This window comes from Halomonas organivorans (assembly GCF_014192055.1).
Lineage (GTDB): Bacteria > Pseudomonadota > Gammaproteobacteria > Pseudomonadales > Halomonadaceae > Halomonas > Halomonas organivorans.
In genome coordinates, this window is sequence record NZ_JACHXM010000027.1 from 12,877 (window position 1) to 28,053 (window position 15,177).

Here is a 15,177-nt window from a genome sequence, read left to right on the forward strand (position 1 = left end):
TGCTGTATGGCCGTCCAGGCATGACAGGGGATGCAGTGATGAAGACACACGACGCAATTCAACACTTCGGGAACCGGGGAAAGCTGGCTGCCGCGCTGAACATCACCAGCCAGGCCGTCAGCCAGTGGGGCGAGAACGTGCCGCCGCACCGCGCGCTGCAGCTGGAGAAGCTGACTCGTGGCGCCCTGCGCGCCGAGGGCGAGAGCCCAAAACGGCAGCCCGGCATGCGAGCGACGACCGCCGCGTGACCAGGGTGACGGTACCGCCCACTCACCAACCGGAGGACACCACCTCAGCGCCCCACACCACCGACGAGCCGCAGCGGGAGATTGCCCGCCTGTCGATTCTGGTGGCCCGGCTGGCGCTGTTGATCGAAGACACCCAGGGGCTCGGCAATGCCGCCGCCGAGTACAGCCTGCAGGTGCAGTACCACCAGGCCGCGGCCGAGCTACTGCGTTGCATCCAGGCCTGGGGGAACGGGGGCGACGAGGCATTGCGCCGTCGCCATCTGGAGCGGGCCGCCGAGTTCCAGGCGCGGCTCGACGAGAGCGACGGCGAGACGAACAGGGACTGATGATGAACGATCCACACACGCCGCCAGGCAGCCAGACCGGCCAGGCCTCCCGGGCCCGGGCCGACCTGATCACCTCGACCAGCCGCTTGGCGTTCGAGATCGAGGCCGCGGAGCGCGACGACGATCGCCTGACCGAGCTGCGCCTGCGGGTGCGCTACCACACCGAGATGGCCGAGCTGATGCGGCTGACGCCGGCCTGGGCCGCGCCGGTGGCCAGGGTGCGCGACAACCGCTGTGGGCACCTGGAGCTGCTGTCGACCTATGCGCTCGAGCTGGCGCAGTTGGAGGGGCAGGGATGAGCCTGGCCGCTATGCATTGGGCTCGGCAGTCGATGAAGACGCTGCCGTCCGAGATCCGCACCCCGTCGCGGCTGGCGCTGATGCTGCTGGCTGACTACGCCGACGAGGACCATGTGTGTTGGCCCTCCATCAGCACCATGGCCGAGGAGATGGGGTGCTCCAACCGGAGTGTCCAGAGGGCCATCGATGCCCTCGAGGAACGCGGGCTGCTCACCGTGCACAAGCGCCAGGCGGCCAACGGTCGGCAGCAATCCAACCGCTACCGCCTGGCCGTAGGTGCAGGGTGTCAATCTGTCACCCCTACTACATCTGACCAGCCGGCATCCGCTCCCCAGGGTGACAACCTGACACCCTCCGAGGGTGACAAATTGACAGGGGAGGGTGACACCGGTGACAGGGGGAGGGTGACACCGGTGTCACCCCTTGAATCTACCACTAGGACTCTAACCCCCTCTCACTCTGACGCGGACGCGAGCGATTCGCGGGGCGTGTTCGGCCAGGGCCTCGACGACGATGGCCAGCCGCTGGTCACCCCGGCCGATTCCGTCGACCCCGAGCCGCCCCTGGCTGGCCACCGTCAGCGCCAGCAGCCGATGACCCTGGACTGGGAGCCGGACACCGCCACCTGGCAGCGCGCCTGCTGGGAGCGTGGGCTGGCGCCCGATGCCGACGTGCACCAGGCCCTGCTCGACTTCCGTGAGCACTTCGCCGCCCAGCCCGGGCGTACCGCCACCACTGCCGACTGGACTCGCCGGTTTGCCCGTTGGGTCCACGAGAACCTGCGCCGCCAGGCGCCCGCCACTGGAGGACACCCCCATGCCTCACGCCATGCCGGAGCTGCTGGCACAGCAGACCCAGCGGATCAACGCCGGCGAGTCCGCGAACAGCTCGCCGACCCGAACGACACCAGCTGGGCCGACGGCTGGTGGCCAACCGAAGGCGGAGACGGCGCCGAGGGACCAGGTGCTGGCGCTGGTGAGCCAGGTGTTCACCCGGCTGGCGGCCCTGTACCCACGGACCTGGGAGAGCGCGTTTCCCAGCGACCAGGTGCTGGCGCTGAGCAAGCGCGAGATGGCCATGGAGCTGGCCCGGTGGCAGGCGCTGCCGACCCGGCGGGTGATCGAGCGGGCGATGAGCGAGCTGAAGCGCGAGGGGAATACCTGGCCGCCGACGATCCCGGTGCTGATCAAGCTGCTGGCGCCTACGCCGGAGGACTTCGGCATGCCGGCTGTCGCTGAGGCCTGGCGCGAGGTGACGGACCACGCCCACCAACCGCGACAGCACCGCTGGAGCCACGAGGCGGTGCGCATGGCCGGCAACGCCACCGGCTGGTGGGAGCTGACCCACACCCGAACCAAGAGCCGCATCGAGGCCGCCGAACGCCGCTTCGCTAAGCACTACCAGGCCCTGGTCAATCGGGTGATGGCCGGCGAAACGCTGACCGAGCGCCAGCTGCTCGAGCACGACGGCAGCCGCTCACCGGCGGAACTGGCCGAGCGAGCCGGGCGAGAGGAGGCGCAGCGCCGCGCGGAGGCCGCCGGGCTGAAACAACGCATGAGTGGCCGCGAGGGGCTGGCTGCCCTGCGTGGCGCATTGGGAGGGAGGTGATCATGAGCATCAAGCGAATCCTGCAGGCCATCGGCGGCGAGCGCCTGGACCTGTGCAGCCAATCAGAGCTGCTCGAGATCATCGAGTTGGCGGACATCGCCCACGACCTCGGCGGCGGACATTACGACGTTCTCCGCTGCTGCCACAGCGAGGGCCCAGTCCGCGACGGCGACGTCCCCAGCAAGGCCCATCGTGACGATCTCCTGGAGGTCGGGGCCATCGCCAAGGTGGTGGTGCGCGGCGAGGACGGTTTCAACGCCTGCACCTATCGCGGTCGGGAATTGATGAAGGCGATGGAGGCGCTGCCGCCTGTCGCGCCGGGGAGGGACTAGCCATGACCGCATTGATGCAACCCACCGGCAACGAAGTCTCCCGCGAAGGGCTCGACGACGTTCGCCGCTCCGGTCGTGCCGCTCACCAGCAGGTCAGGATCATGGCCGCCCTCTACTGGTGCGCCAAGGGGGAGGGTTGGACCCGTCAAGAGCTTGCAGAGCTGCCGGGGATCCCGCTTTCCAGCGTTTGCCCGCGCTGCCATGAGCTGCTCGCTCTCCAACTGATCGATGTGATCGGGACCGTGGGCAAGCCGGCCCGGCAGGTGCTGGGCATCACCGACAAGGGCATCGACTGGCTGATGACAGTGATGTCCGTAGACCAGGAGGGCCAGGACGATGCCTGACACCACCATCACCCTCGACCGCGCGATTCTGCTGACGCTGGCGCGTGCCGGCGGCCCGGATACCGGGCTGACCGTCAATCATCTGTGGCGGCGGCTGACCAATGCCTGCGGTGCTGGTCCTAGCTGGCGCATGGTCGCCAACACCGTCACCCGGCTGCATCGCGGGGGCTATATCGAGACCCTGGTCGACGAGCAGATCGGCGAGGACTGCCACCCCCTGTTCTCGCTCACCGCTGCCGGCCGTGCGCTGGCGCTCCAATCCCAGCAGCTGCGCCCGCAGGGCCTCAAGGAGTTCCTCGATGGCGAGCGTGCATGACACGGCGGTGGCGGACGGGCTGTTCGCCGCCCAGCACGACATCAGCCTCGGCGAGGCCACGGCCTACCGCCGGGGCGGGGAAGCCCGCCAGCGTGGCGCCCGGCTCTACGCCGAGGCGCTGAGCACCTACGACGCCTGGTATGCCGCTGGCTGGCACGACCGGGACATGGCCATGGGCAACCGGATGATCCAGGCCCTGGGGGTGGCGGCATGACGACCTCTCGCGACATCGACAACCGCATCCGCCTGTCCAAGTGGCAGGCCAAGGTGCTGACGGGGGTGGTCTCGGAGCACCGCCAGACCCGCCGCGGCGTGCCGATCATGATCCTGCAGGCCTACTGCAACGCCAGGGCCACGGCGGAGCAGGATCGCGTGCTCAACGCGCTGGTGGAGTTGCGCCGCCTCGAGCTCGTCGTGGTGACCGGTGAGGCGGTGTGGCCCTCGCCCGGCTGGATGGAGCGGGTCCACCCCGAGACGGCGACCGATGATGCGCCGACGAACCACTCTGCCGCCGACAACCTGCCGCCGGTGCGCCCCAAGAGCCGGGACACCCTGCGCCCGGCCGTCGGTGGTGCGCCCAAGCCGGTGACGCGCCCGGCCCAGCCCAAGGGCTGTGACGCCTGCGCCAGCCCCCCGGGGCAGCATCACGCGCCGGAGTGCCCGGCGGTCAATGCCTACCAGGCGGGGCGGATTCCGGAGGCCCCGGAGGTGGCCGGTGACGGTGCGGGGCAGGCACTCCCGGCCATCGAGTATCCCGCCAGCGTCGAGCGCATCCATCCCGAGGAGGGCGTCACCATCCCGCCCGAGCTGTTCAACCGCTGTGCGGCGATGCACCTGACCCTGCTCGAGCAGGCCCGGGAGGACTACGCCCAGGGCAACCAGGACGCCGGCCAGGAGCTGCGCTGGCTGATCGAAACCGGGGAGCAGCTGCTGGCTGCAGGGGGTGGGGCATGAACGTCATCCGTCGAGTTTACGACCGGCTGACTGGGGTGCTGGGCTATGACCGCCGCGGGAAGCGCATACGTGCTGGTGACCCCGTGATGCTGGTCGGTGAGGAGATCGTCCCCGAGTTGTCTGGCCTCGTGGCCAGGGTGCTTTGCAAGTCGTCTCCCAAGTCGAAGGCGGAACGCAGGCACTGGGGGCGTGCTTCCTGGGTGCGCATCGAGATCGAAGGTTATACGAGAACCGGCCGCTGCCAGTGCCATGACCTGGTGCGGCTCGAGGAAGGTGACGACGCCAGCTGGCGCCAGGTCAGCGAGTCCACCGGATGGAAGCCGAGCAGCATCACCCAGCCCGACGAGGTGCCGGCATGACGGCCGAGATGAAGGGCGGCCGGCTGGCGCGGGAAGCCGCGATGCTCGGCGGACTGCCGGTGTTCGGGCGCTACCTCGATGCCCGCCGCCGGCGCCAGCACGGCATGACCGAGGCCCAGCTGCCGGACGGCACCCACACCCCGGAGGACGCCGCCGATGCGATCCGCCAGGCGTGCGGCGTCGTCAGCCGTGCTGAGCTGGATCACGACGAGGAAGCCGCGGCGATGTTCCGCAGGATCGTCGCCGACTTCGGCAACTGGAAGCGCAGGAGGGAGGGCGCATGCTGAGCACTCGCGCCAGCGTCATATCCCCTATGGCGGATAATTGCCGATTATCCCCCGCAGCGGATATGAGCGAGCCCCAAGAGAAGCCCCGGGATGCCCGGTACCACAACGACCCGAGGAGGCGGTGATGATCCAACGGCATGAGGCCAACACGCAGGGCCGCGATTTCTTCGTCGGCGACATCCACGGCCAGATGGATCTACTGGACTCAGAAATGAGCCGAGTGGGGTTCGACAAGGGCCGGGATCGCCTATTCAGCGTGGGCGACCTGATCGACCGTGGTGCTCGGTCGCTCGACTGCCTGTCGCTTGCGTTCGAGCCCTGGTTCCACGGCGTGCGCGGCAACCACGAGATGCTGGCGCTCAACGCCCTGTTGATCGACAACGAGGGAGACTGGATGCCCCACGAGCTGTGGATGTCGAACGGCGGCACCTGGGCGTTGGGCGAGAATCTCCGCGAGGTGAAGGCGACCCTCGAGGCGGCTCTGGAGCATCTGCCGTATGCCCGCGAGGTGGAGGTAGACGGGCAGCGTATCGGAATGGTCCACGCCGAGCCGCCCAAGGACTGGGCGACGCTGTGGCAGGTCGATGGGCCGAACCGGGTGCAGATGGTATGGGGCAGGACGCGCATTCAACAGCAGGACGAGACGCCGGTGATCGGCATCGATGCCGTGGTGGTCGGCCACACCATCGTCGGCGCGCCCACCCAGCTCGGCAACGTCCACTACATCGACACCGGGGCATTCCACACCGGCCGGCTGACGCTGATCGAAGCGCGGGAGCTGCTGGCATGAGCTCACGCACCTATGGCCGGGGTCCTGTCCGGCGGAAGCCCACCGCCGACGGCAAGCCTCGCCGCAAGCCGGTCGATTGGGAAGGCCAGGAGCAGGCTGTGGTGATGCGCTGGCTCCTCGGCGAGAAGATGCGCGGTACCGCGGTGGGCCAGCTCTACGACGCCACCTATCACGTGCCCAACGGCGGGTATCGGCTGGGCAAGGAAGCGGGGCGGATGAAGCAGCAGGGCGTGAAGGCTGGGGTAAGCGACCTGGTGGTGATGGATGCGCGGGGCGGATGGTTTGGGCTCTACCTCGAGTTCAAGGCCACACCGCCCAAGGATGCGGACCTGGCCGAGAGCCAGCGGGCGTGGCTGGCGCTGGCAAAGTCGCGCGGGTATCGACCGGCGCTGGCGCGGGGCTTCGAAGAAGCGAAGCGGGTGCTTCGGGAGTATGCCAGCTGGCCGCGCACCCACGTGGTGGGCGAGCGAGAACGATTTGTGCTGGAGAACGGCTCGGAATGGCAACGGGGAGACGATGATGGCGATGGCAGCACTGGCGCAGACCGAGGGGAGCAATAGCGTGACGGCACAGACCAGGGATTACGAGCGCATGGGCATCTGGCGGCTGCGTGAGCTGGCGCGCCAGCAGCACCCGGAGCACGACGACGAGGCGACGCGCGTGTTCGTGCGTCGGGTCCTCGACATGGAGGTGGAGCGCCGCACGCTGCACGGCACCGACCACCTGCAGGGGATCGGCGGCAGCCCGATCGCCCCGGGGCATGCGCCCGGCGGCACGGACATCGCCCGGGAGCCGCTGGCCACCCTCTACGACCGCGGCATCCGCTACCACGAGAGCCACGAGGCCGTGCGCCGCTGGCTGGCCTGGGCGAACATCCCCGAGCGCCAGCTGCTGGCGCTGCTGATCCAGGCCCGCAAGCTGGACCGCCGCGCCCATGGCAGCGAGTGGGCGGCGAGCTATCACCAGATTGCCGCCGACATCGCCCGCTATGCTCACCTGCTGGGGTTCGATGGCAGTGTGGCCGCGGGTCGTGCGTTCGACTGCATCGAGGAGCGCGCGGTAGAGCAGGGCGGCCGGCGCCAGCTGCAAGTGGTGCCGCGCAGCGAGGAGGAGCGCGCGGCGCTGGCCGATCGGCACGCCCAGGGCCAGGAGGGCGGCCGCCGCCGGGTGCGCACCGCGCACCAGGTCCCGGCGTTCAAGAACGGGCAGGCGATCAAGGACGCGGCGAAGTCTGCCAAGGCGCAGCTGATCTTTTTGGCCAAGCTTGGAGGCAGTCACGAATCCGATGGCAGAGGCCAGCCGGTATAACTTGAAGGTAGCTGCCTGAGAACTCTTAGGTCGAAAAAAAGCCCCCGCATGGAGCGAGGGCTTTGTGGTTGCAGCGCAAGCGCTAGGTTAGGCGACTTCTACCTCAACCTCAACGCGGCGATGCATGGTGTCGAATGCGCGTTCGATCGCGGCCAATTTCGACTTGTGGTTGACGTCTAGCAGGCGATCAACCTGGGGAGCATGCACCCCCATTGCTCGAGCCAGATCCGCTTTTCGCCATCCTTGATCGAGCAATTGATTTGACAACAGCGCCTTGAGGGCTGTGCTCAAGGGTACGGCTACAAGTTGCTCACCTTCTTGGATAGAACTGGGGGTCGGGATGCGACGACGCTCGTCGATGTAGATCCCCAGGGTGGTTTCCAGAATTTCTACTGCGTTCTCCAAGGTTGCATCCACGGTTTCCGCGGCCGCAATGAACTCGGGTAGGTCCCGGCAGGTCGCCATGTATCCGACGGTGTCGGGAACTACATGGACTGCGTAGCGCATAGCATCTCTCCATTTCTAGGCTGTTTAACTAACTCATTCACTCAGTTCTGAAAGTATTCATACGCGCTGTTCGTCGATGTTCAGGGTGGGGCCTCCTCAGAGGCCCAGTTGCTTGATGACCGTCTTCCTAACCCCTTCGCCGATTTCCTTGGCGCCGTGGTAGGGAATTGGAACCGTCTTTCCGTTGTAGGTCGCCTTCAAGCTGTGCCGTCCCTTGCCCTTGGTGACCTCAACCCCCTGCTGTTTTAGCCATCGAACGAACTCGCTGTATTTCATACCTCCTCCATTGGTGTCGATGAGGTAATCATACAACACAAGTGTTTCTGTGACAACACTTGTGTTTCATTTCCCCGGTGGCCTTCTTCGCAGCCCTGGCCTTTCGTTCTAATCTCGATCGTTGCGACCGGTTATCCACAGAGGTAGCCGATTTCACACCATATATTGCGCTTTCTCCACGGTTGCGCTACTGTATCTGTAGCTTGGCGATCAATCCGCCAGGCGCCAGACATTACCACGGCCCGCCGGCTCACCCCGGCGGGCCGTTTGCGTTTGCAGCGGATGGGTCAGACAGCAAGACGCCGGGCTCATAACCCGGAGAAGTCGGTGCAACTCCGGCATCCGCTACCAGTTGTTATGCCGCCCGGCGTCCTCCCCTGTCGCGCCATCCCCGAGGGCGGCTCCCTATTCGTGATGGCGCTGCCTGGCGTCTTGCCCCTCGTGCGGGGCTTTCTATGTGAGGTGCGCATGGCGCGTTTGACCCCGACACAAGCTGGCGGGCAGAACGTGCTCGCACTCCTCGATACCCTGGCCCATGCCGAGATCGGAGCCGACATGTTGGCGGCCACCGACGATGGCTACAACGTCCTGGTCGGTTCCCTGCCGGATGACCTCGACCTGTTCGAGAGCTACGCCGATCACCCGCTGATCGACGGCCCGGCCATCGAGTACGCCCCGGGATTGTGGTCCACAGCGGCTGGCCGCTACCAGATCCTGTCCCGCTACTGGCGGCACTATCAGCGGCAGCTTGGGTTGTCTGACTTCGGCCCCGAGGCGCAGGACCTGTATGCGATCCAGCAGCTGCGTGAGCAGGGCGCTCTGCCAATGATCCAGGCCGGACGCTTCTCGGTCGCCATCGAGCGCTGCCGCAACATCTGGGCATCTCTGCCGGGTGCCGGGTACGGACAGCACGAGCACAGCCTCGAGGCTCTCGCGCGAGTGTACGTCGCCGCCGGTGGCCAGCTCGAGGGAGAGGATCGGGATTGGTACGACCGAGTCGCCAAGGCGTTGCCTGGCGAGGGGGCGTCGTGAGTATGTCCGAGGTAACCCAGAACGGATCACAGCTCGACAGGATCGAGACCTCTCTCGGCGACCTTCGCCAACTGAACGCCCAGATCCTCGACCGCCTCACGCGGATGGAGGAGCGGCAGAACACCCATGCCACCGAGATGGGCAAGCTCGAGGCTCGGGTCGATGACCACAGCGACCGCATCCGCGAGTTGGAGCTGCAGGCGGCCGTTGCCAGCAAGACAGGCAAACAGCAGTACCGCGCTCTGATGGGGCGCTGGTCGGCGCTTGCCGCTGTCGCCATGCTGTTTCTCGGTGCCGCGGCATCCACGGTTGGCAAGGTGCTGGCCGACCTGCTCACCACCGGAGGTCAGTGATGGACTGGAAGGATGCCGTCGAAGAGGTCGCCAAGGTTGCGCCCGCCGTGGCCACTGCGCTTGGCGGTCCTGCTGCTGGCGGCATCACTGCTGGCGCCGCCCGCATGGTCACTGGCTTGCTGGGTGTCGAGAACTCTCCTGAAGGCCTGGCTGGCGCGCTGCAGGACCCGGCGGAGCTGAAGCGCATCGACAGCGATCATCGCCTCAAGTTGGAGCAGTTGCGGATGGAAGCCGAGGCGGCGGAGGCTGCCGAGAAGACCGCTCGACTCGCCGAGGTCAACCGCACCATCCGCGCCGAGGCGGCCAGCAATGACGCATACGTGCGCCGCTGGCGGCCGACGTTCGGTTACCTAATGGCCCTGGCATGGCTCCTGCAGAGCGGCGCCATCGGTTGGGCCTTGGTCACCGACCTGTCGCAGGCCGGCGAGATGGCCCAGGCGGTGACCGCTCTCACGCCGATGTGGTCGGTGGCCCTGGCCATCCTCGGCATCAACGTCCACAAGCGCAGCCAGGACAAGCGAGTGGCTGCCGGTCAGCAGCCCGGCGGGTTCATGGATGCGCTGCGCCTGAAGCGATCGGGCTGAATCGCTGCCCGCGCGGGCGGCGTCCCGGGGCGGCACCGCGGGTCCTCCCGGGGCCCCCTAAAGGCGTCCACGGGGCCGCAGCATCGCAAATTTCGACAAATTTCCGGCATTCCCTGGTCGTCAGCAGTATCAGGTCGAGGATCTATTGCCATGCCAACCAAGCCCCCGCGTCCTTGCCGCGCACCGATGTGCGCCAGCAAGACCACCGATAACCATGGCTACTGCGATGCGCATGCTCACCTGGCCGTTGGCTGGAACCAGAAGCGCCAGGCCAAGAGCGGCCGAGGCGGCCGACCCTGGCGGCGCCAACGGGACCGCATCCTGAGGCGTGACAACGGCCTGTGCCAGCCCTGTTGGCGGGCCGGCCGGGTGACGCCTGCCATCGAGGTAGACCACATCGTTAATCTGGCTGCTGGAGGCTCTGGCAGCGACGACAACCTCGAGGCCATCTGTGGGCCTTGCCACAAGGCGAAGACCCAGGAGGAGGCCCTGCGGGGCCGAGGCGACGGCCCCTGAGGGGGAGGGGGGGGTAAATCCCTGGAGCCTCTCGCCAGCGGACACCGACGCTGAGGTCAAATTTTTACACCCGCGAAATTGAAAAATCAGGTCGGCGCGAATCGCTCGCAATTGAGAGGCGTTGCAGATGACAAGAGGTCGCAAGCCCAAGCCAAGCCACTTGAAGGCGGTGCAGGGCAACGCCGGCAAGCGGGCCGTCAATCACGATGAGCCGGAAGGTGATGAGCTGCTCGAGGTGCCGCTGCCCCCGGAGTGGCTGCACCCCTATGGCATCCAGATGTGGGAGCGCGTCGCACCCTGGCTGGTGAGTAGCAAGATCCTGACCGCCTCCGACGTTCCCAACCTCGAGGCTTACTGCTCGGCCTATGCGCGGTGGCGCCAGTCCGAGGAGGACATCGCCAAGAACGGCATCGTGGTGCCCGGCATGAACTCCGACGTGAAGAACCCGGCATGCACCGAGGCCAATGCCGCGCTCAAGCAGTTGGCGATGTTCGGTAGTGCCCTCGGCCTGGACCCCGCTAGCCGAGCGCGCCTGGCAGTGCCGGGCGCGAAGGACGCCAACAACCCCTTCAAGCACCTGGTGGGCAAGAAGCGATGAGACTCCATGGCCAGCTACCCCAACGTCAACGCCGCGAACAAGTACGCCCGGGACGTAGTGGCTGGCCGGATACCGGCGTGCAAGGAGGTCCGGCAGGCTTGCCAGCGCCATCTGGACGATCTCAAGGCAGCGAAGTCCCGGTCCAATCCGTACCGGTTCGACCGCGACGCCGCTGAACACGCATGCGTCTTCATCCAGCTGCTGCCTCACACCAAGGGGCGCTGGGCGCGCGAGAAACAGCTGGTCTCCTTGGAGCCCTGGCAGCTGTTCATCGTCTGCGCCATCTTCGGTTGGCTGAAGAAGAAGAGCGGGCTGCGGCGGTTCAGCGAGGCCTACATCGAGGTCGAGCGCAAGAACGGCAAGTCGGTGCTGGCCGCGGCCATCGCCAACTACATGCTGTGTGCCGATGGCGAATACGGCGCCGAGGTCTACTGCGGGGCGACCACCGAGAAGCAGGCCTGGGAGGTGTTCCGCCCGGCCCGGCTGATGCTCAACAAGTCGCCGGCCCTGGTCAGTGCGGCCGGCATCGAGGTGATGGCCAAGAACATCTCGATCCCGGAGGACGGCAGCCGCCTCGAGCCGCTGATCGGTGACCCCGGCGACGGCTCATCGCCGAGCTGCTCGCTGGTCGATGAGTTCCACGAGCACCAGAGCCCGAACCTCTACGACACCATGCTCACCGGCATGGGCGCCCGCGATCAGCCGCTGATGTTTATCATCACCACCGCGGGCTTCAACCTGGCGGGGCCGTGCTACGACAAGCGTCGCCAGGTACAGCAGATGCTCGACGGGGCACTGCCCAACGACGAGCTGTTCGGGATCATCTACACCATTGACGCTGGGGACGACTGGCAGGACCCGGCAGTGCTGCGCAAGGCCAACCCGAACTTCGGGGTCTCGGTCAGCGAGGAGTTTCTCCTCAAGGCCCAGCGGGACGCCATCCGCTATCCGAGCCGCCAGAACAGCTTCCTGACCAAGCACCTCAACGTCTGGGTCAGCGCACGCACGGCCTGGCTGAACATGGCGCAGTGGCATGCGGTCGGCGACCCCTCGCTGAAGATCGAGGATTTCATCGGTAAGCCCTGCTGGCTGGGCGTCGACCTGGCCAGCAAGACCGACATCGCCGCCATCGCGCTGCTGTTCCGGGATGAAGTCGAGGACAAGAAGGGGCGAATGAAAACGCGCTGGACGGTCTTCGTGCGCAGCTACTTGCCCGAGGGTGCCGTCGAGCGAGCCAGCCACAACCGCGCGGCCTACGAGAGCTGGGTGAACAGTGGCGACTTGATCACCACCGATGGAGAGGAGCTCGACTTCGAGGTCATCCGCGAGGACATCAAGGACCTCGCCGGTCTCTTCGAGATCCAGGAGATCGCTTACGACCCCTGGCGCGCCACCCAACTGGCCCACCAGCTGATGAGCGATGGCGCCGAGATCATCGAGTTCCGCAACACCGTGCAGAACATGAGCCCGGCCATGCGCGAGATGGAGGCCGCCATCACCGGCGGGCGCTGGCGTCATGCCTGCGATCCGGTACTGACGTGGATGGCCAGCAACGTGGTCGCCAAGGCCGACGCCAAGGACAACATCTACCCGCGCAAGGAAAAGCCCGAGCAGAAGATCGACGGCATCATCGCCATCCTCATGGCGCTGGGCCGGGCGGTGCTCACCGAAGGCCAAGAGCCAGAAAAATCCATCTACGACACAACGGACGTCACATGCTGATCAATATTCTCACGCTCCTGGTCGGCATCGTGGGTGCCGCCCTGGTGGCCTATGGCGCCTGGCTGGTCCTGCCCGCCGCCGGATACATCACCGGTGGAACGCTGTGTCTGGTCTGGTCTTGCCTGGTTTCTCGGGCCGCCGCCCGCCGGCAGCCTGCCGGTGAGGGGGGCAGCTGATGTTCTGGCCTGGCCTCTTCACCAGCACCGCCGCCGGTGGCCATCCGCGCAAGGGCGCCGACTGGACCGGCTGGGTCAGCTCCGTGGCTGGCCGCCAGACCAAGGCCGGCACCATGGTCAACACCGAGACCGCCATGGCCGTCTCGGCGCTGCGCGCCTGCGTCACCCTGCTGGCCGAATCGGTGGCCCAACTGCCCTGCGAGCTGTATCGCCGGGACGCCAACGGCGGCCGTGATCGCGCCATCGATCACCCGCTGTACGACGTGGTGCATAGCGCCCCCAACCGTAAGGACACCTCGTTCGAGTATTACGAGCAGGGCATCGGCTCGCTGGCGCTGGAGGGCAACGAGTTCTCGCTGATCGAGCGTGACGGCGCTGGCTACCCCCGCGAGCTGATCCCCGTGCACCCCAAGAAGGTGCGCGTGCTCAAGGGGCCGGACGGCATGCCCTACTACGAGCTGCTCGACCTCAACGAGGTCCTGCCGATGCGCATGGTCCACCACGTCAAGGCCTTTTCGGTGGATGGCTTCGTCGGGCTTTCGCCGATCGCCACCAACGCCGATGCTATCGGGCTGGCGCTGGCCACCGAGCAACACGCCGCCGCGGTGTTCCAGCGCGGCACCACCATGTCCGGGGTCATCCAGCGCCCGAGGGAAGCGCCTCCGATCGAAGACCAGGCCAAGGTTGACCGCCTGTTGGAGAAGTTCGCCGAGAAGCACTCAGGATTGCGCAACATGTTCTCGGTCGCGCTGCTGCAGGAGGGCATGGAGTACAAGCAGCTGGCCATGGATAACGAGAAGGCCCAGCTGCTCGAGTCGCGCAATTTCGGCGTCATCGAGGTGTGCCGGCTGTACAAGGTGCCCCCGCACATGGTCCAGCAGCTCGACAAGGCGACCTTTAACAACATCGAGCACCAGGGCCTGCAGTTCGTGATCTTCACCCTGCTGCCGTGGATCAAGCGCAAAGAGGCCGCCATGATGCGCGACCTCCTGCTGCCGGAGGAGCGCAAGAACCTCTACATCGAGTTTAACGTCCAGGGCCTTCTGCGTGGCGACCAGAAGAGCCGCTACGAGGCCTACGCCCTTGGCCGCCAGTGGGGTTGGCTGTCGGTCAACGACATCCGTCGGCTGGAGAACATGCCGCCGATCCCCGGCGGAAATCGCTACCTCACGCCCATGAACATGACCGACGCCGGAAAGGCTGGCGAAAGCCTGAACGCCACCCCCGAGCAGCTCCAGGAGATCGAGGAGATCCTATGTCGCACGCCATGATCAACTACCCGCACGTCGCGTCGATGGTGTTCGACACACCCCTCTACGCGACCCCGACTCTAGTGCAGGCGGTGCGCTCCGTGCTCGAGCCGCGCCTGCTGGGTCGTGTCACGGATCTCCCGGAGACTCTGGGCCAGAACCAGGGTCTGCCGAAAGGCCCGGCCATGGCGCATGACCCTGAAGAACGGGAGATGCATAACCTCAAGGTGGTGGGCCGGCTGGCCATCATCCCGGTGCACGGCGTACTGGTCGCCCGTCGCGGCCAGATCAACGGCGCCTGCGAGGAGATCCTCAGCTACGAGCGGCTGCGCACCCAGATCAATGCCGCCCTCAAGCACGAGCTGGTCGAAGAGATCGTGCTCGATTTCCACACCGGCGGCGGCCAGGCCATGGGCTGCAAGGAACTGGCCGACTTCATCCGGGCCAGCACCACCGTCAAGCCGATCACCGCGCTGGTCAACTTCGCCGCCTACTCGGCCGGCTACTTCCTGGCCGCGGCCTGCTCGCGGATCGTCGCCAGCCCCACCGCCGGCGTCGGCTCAATCGGTGTGATCATCGAGACCTATGAGGTCAGCCGCATGGAAGAGGCCATGGGTATCACCTTCAACACCTACTTCCGCGGCGACCACAAGAACGACCTCACGCCCCACGCGCCGATCACCGACCAGGCCGAGCAGGAGATCAACCTCAAGCTCGACAACGCCTACGCCATGTTCACCGAGTCGGTGGCCGAGTACCGCGGACTCGCTGTGGCCGACGTCATCGCCACCCAGGCGCGGCTCTACGACCCGGAGGCCGCGCTCTCCGCCCGGTTGATCGACGAGATCGCCCCGGCTCAGGACGCCCTGGACAGCATCGCACAGGCCTATGCCGGCTCCAGCTCCCGTTCATCCCAGTCAAGTCGCAGCATCCGGGCGCAAGCCCGGGCGCTCGACGCCAGCTGTCGGCTCTAGCCACGCGGCGGAGCGACA

At 66.5% G+C, this 15,177-nt stretch carries 25 protein-coding genes, 1 tRNA gene and 1 pseudogene; 25 read left to right on the forward strand and 2 right to left on the reverse strand.

Annotated elements, in window-relative coordinates; all coding sequences use genetic code 11:
• Positions 1-38: 38 nt before the first annotated feature.
• The 15 genes and pseudogenes from FHR96_RS18200 to FHR96_RS18265 all read left to right on the forward strand — a co-directional run bounded on the left by FHR96_RS18200 (position 39) and on the right by FHR96_RS18265 (position 7,171).
• On the forward strand, positions 39-248 hold the full coding sequence (locus tag FHR96_RS18200; protein ID WP_183389155.1) for a Cro/CI family transcriptional regulator: 210 nt from the start codon (positions 39-41) through the stop codon (positions 246-248).
• Positions 245-574 (forward strand): hypothetical protein, encoded by a 330-nt coding sequence (locus FHR96_RS18205; RefSeq protein ID WP_183389156.1) that lies wholly within the window; start codon positions 245-247, stop codon positions 572-574. Before FHR96_RS18200 ends, FHR96_RS18205 begins: the two co-directional genes overlap by 4 nt.
• A complete protein-coding gene (locus FHR96_RS18210) occupies positions 574-873 on the forward strand; it encodes a hypothetical protein (protein WP_183389157.1) in 300 nt (99 codons plus the stop codon). The genes FHR96_RS18205 and FHR96_RS18210 overlap by 1 nt, the downstream gene beginning before the upstream one ends.
• Positions 874-953: 80 nt before the next feature.
• A pseudogene (locus FHR96_RS22770) lies at positions 954-1,658 on the forward strand (helix-turn-helix domain-containing protein); the annotation flags it as partial.
• Positions 1,659-1,689: 31 nt separating this feature from the next.
• Entirely contained in the window at positions 1,690-2,481 is a 792-nt protein-coding gene (locus tag FHR96_RS22515; protein ID WP_246393025.1) for a replication protein P, read from the forward strand.
• 2 nt (positions 2,482-2,483) lie between these two features.
• Positions 2,484-2,813: a hypothetical protein gene (locus FHR96_RS18220; protein WP_183389159.1), complete on the forward strand. Its 330-nt coding sequence runs from the start codon at positions 2,484-2,486 to the stop codon at positions 2,811-2,813.
• A gap of 2 nt (positions 2,814-2,815) precedes the next feature.
• Positions 2,816-3,157, forward strand: a complete 342-nt coding sequence (locus tag FHR96_RS18225) for a hypothetical protein (protein WP_183389160.1) — start codon at positions 2,816-2,818, stop codon at positions 3,155-3,157.
• Entirely contained in the window at positions 3,150-3,473 is a 324-nt protein-coding gene (locus FHR96_RS18230; RefSeq protein ID WP_183389161.1) for a hypothetical protein, read from the forward strand. Before FHR96_RS18225 ends, FHR96_RS18230 begins: the two co-directional genes overlap by 8 nt.
• Positions 3,457-3,687 (forward strand): hypothetical protein, encoded by a 231-nt coding sequence (locus FHR96_RS18235; protein ID WP_183389162.1) that lies wholly within the window; start codon positions 3,457-3,459, stop codon positions 3,685-3,687. Before FHR96_RS18230 ends, FHR96_RS18235 begins: the two co-directional genes overlap by 17 nt.
• Complete coding sequence (locus FHR96_RS18240; RefSeq protein WP_183389163.1) at positions 3,684-4,427, forward strand: hypothetical protein; 744 nt, start codon at positions 3,684-3,686, stop codon at positions 4,425-4,427. The genes FHR96_RS18235 and FHR96_RS18240 overlap by 4 nt, the downstream gene beginning before the upstream one ends.
• Complete coding sequence (locus FHR96_RS18245; protein ID WP_183389164.1) at positions 4,424-4,786, forward strand: hypothetical protein; 363 nt, start codon at positions 4,424-4,426, stop codon at positions 4,784-4,786. The genes FHR96_RS18240 and FHR96_RS18245 overlap by 4 nt, the downstream gene beginning before the upstream one ends.
• Positions 4,783-5,073, forward strand: a complete 291-nt coding sequence (locus FHR96_RS18250) for a hypothetical protein (protein ID WP_183389165.1) — start codon at positions 4,783-4,785, stop codon at positions 5,071-5,073. The genes FHR96_RS18245 and FHR96_RS18250 overlap by 4 nt, the downstream gene beginning before the upstream one ends.
• 124 nt (positions 5,074-5,197) lie before the next feature.
• Positions 5,198-5,863: a metallophosphoesterase gene (locus FHR96_RS18255; protein WP_183389166.1), complete on the forward strand. Its 666-nt coding sequence runs from the start codon at positions 5,198-5,200 to the stop codon at positions 5,861-5,863.
• Positions 5,860-6,423: a VRR-NUC domain-containing protein gene (locus FHR96_RS18260; protein WP_183389167.1), complete on the forward strand. Its 564-nt coding sequence runs from the start codon at positions 5,860-5,862 to the stop codon at positions 6,421-6,423. Before FHR96_RS18255 ends, FHR96_RS18260 begins: the two co-directional genes overlap by 4 nt.
• 1 nt (position 6,424) lies before the next feature.
• Positions 6,425-7,171 carry a hypothetical protein gene (locus FHR96_RS18265; protein ID WP_183389168.1) on the forward strand — a complete coding sequence of 249 codons (747 nt, stop codon included), beginning with the start codon at positions 6,425-6,427 and terminating at the stop codon, positions 7,169-7,171.
• A gap of 87 nt (positions 7,172-7,258) precedes the next feature.
• Here the strand turns inward: FHR96_RS18265 and FHR96_RS18270 are convergent, their stop codons facing one another.
• Positions 7,259-7,678: a type II toxin-antitoxin system HicB family antitoxin gene (locus FHR96_RS18270; protein WP_183389169.1), complete on the reverse strand. Its 420-nt coding sequence runs from the start codon at positions 7,676-7,678 to the stop codon at positions 7,259-7,261.
• A 96-nt stretch (positions 7,679-7,774) separates the two neighbouring features.
• Entirely contained in the window at positions 7,775-7,954 is a 180-nt protein-coding gene (locus tag FHR96_RS18275) for a type II toxin-antitoxin system HicA family toxin (protein WP_183389170.1), read from the reverse strand.
• 277 nt (positions 7,955-8,231) lie between these two features.
• Here FHR96_RS18275 and FHR96_RS18280 point away from each other — a divergent pair.
• The 10 genes from FHR96_RS18280 (at position 8,232) to FHR96_RS18325 (ending at position 15,159) form a co-directional block, all read left to right on the forward strand.
• Positions 8,232-8,305, forward strand: a tRNA-Met gene (locus FHR96_RS18280).
• Between the two features lie 117 nt (positions 8,306-8,422).
• Positions 8,423-8,986 (forward strand): glycoside hydrolase family 24 protein, encoded by a 564-nt coding sequence (locus FHR96_RS18285; RefSeq protein WP_183389171.1) that lies wholly within the window; start codon positions 8,423-8,425, stop codon positions 8,984-8,986.
• Between the two features lie 2 nt (positions 8,987-8,988).
• Positions 8,989-9,339 (forward strand): hypothetical protein, encoded by a 351-nt coding sequence (locus FHR96_RS18290; protein ID WP_183389172.1) that lies wholly within the window; start codon positions 8,989-8,991, stop codon positions 9,337-9,339.
• Complete coding sequence (locus tag FHR96_RS18295; protein WP_183389173.1) at positions 9,339-9,923, forward strand: 3TM-type holin; 585 nt, start codon at positions 9,339-9,341, stop codon at positions 9,921-9,923. Before FHR96_RS18290 ends, FHR96_RS18295 begins: the two co-directional genes overlap by 1 nt.
• A 150-nt stretch (positions 9,924-10,073) precedes the next feature.
• Positions 10,074-10,439, forward strand: a complete 366-nt coding sequence (locus FHR96_RS18300) for an HNH endonuclease (RefSeq protein WP_183389174.1) — start codon at positions 10,074-10,076, stop codon at positions 10,437-10,439.
• A 127-nt stretch (positions 10,440-10,566) separates the two neighbouring features.
• Positions 10,567-11,037: a phage terminase small subunit P27 family gene (locus FHR96_RS18305; RefSeq protein ID WP_183389175.1), complete on the forward strand. Its 471-nt coding sequence runs from the start codon at positions 10,567-10,569 to the stop codon at positions 11,035-11,037.
• Positions 11,038-11,043: 6 nt separating this feature from the next.
• On the forward strand, positions 11,044-12,759 hold the full coding sequence (locus FHR96_RS18310) for a terminase large subunit (RefSeq protein ID WP_183389176.1): 1,716 nt from the start codon (positions 11,044-11,046) through the stop codon (positions 12,757-12,759).
• A complete protein-coding gene (locus FHR96_RS18315; RefSeq protein WP_183389177.1) occupies positions 12,753-12,935 on the forward strand; it encodes a hypothetical protein in 183 nt (60 codons plus the stop codon). The genes FHR96_RS18310 and FHR96_RS18315 overlap by 7 nt, the downstream gene beginning before the upstream one ends.
• Positions 12,935-14,206: a phage portal protein gene (locus FHR96_RS18320; protein WP_183389178.1), complete on the forward strand. Its 1,272-nt coding sequence runs from the start codon at positions 12,935-12,937 to the stop codon at positions 14,204-14,206. The genes FHR96_RS18315 and FHR96_RS18320 overlap by 1 nt, the downstream gene beginning before the upstream one ends.
• Positions 14,191-15,159 carry a S49 family peptidase gene (locus FHR96_RS18325; RefSeq protein ID WP_183389179.1) on the forward strand — a complete coding sequence of 323 codons (969 nt, stop codon included), beginning with the start codon at positions 14,191-14,193 and terminating at the stop codon, positions 15,157-15,159. The genes FHR96_RS18320 and FHR96_RS18325 overlap by 16 nt, the downstream gene beginning before the upstream one ends.
• The last annotated feature ends 18 nt before the right edge of the window (positions 15,160-15,177 follow it).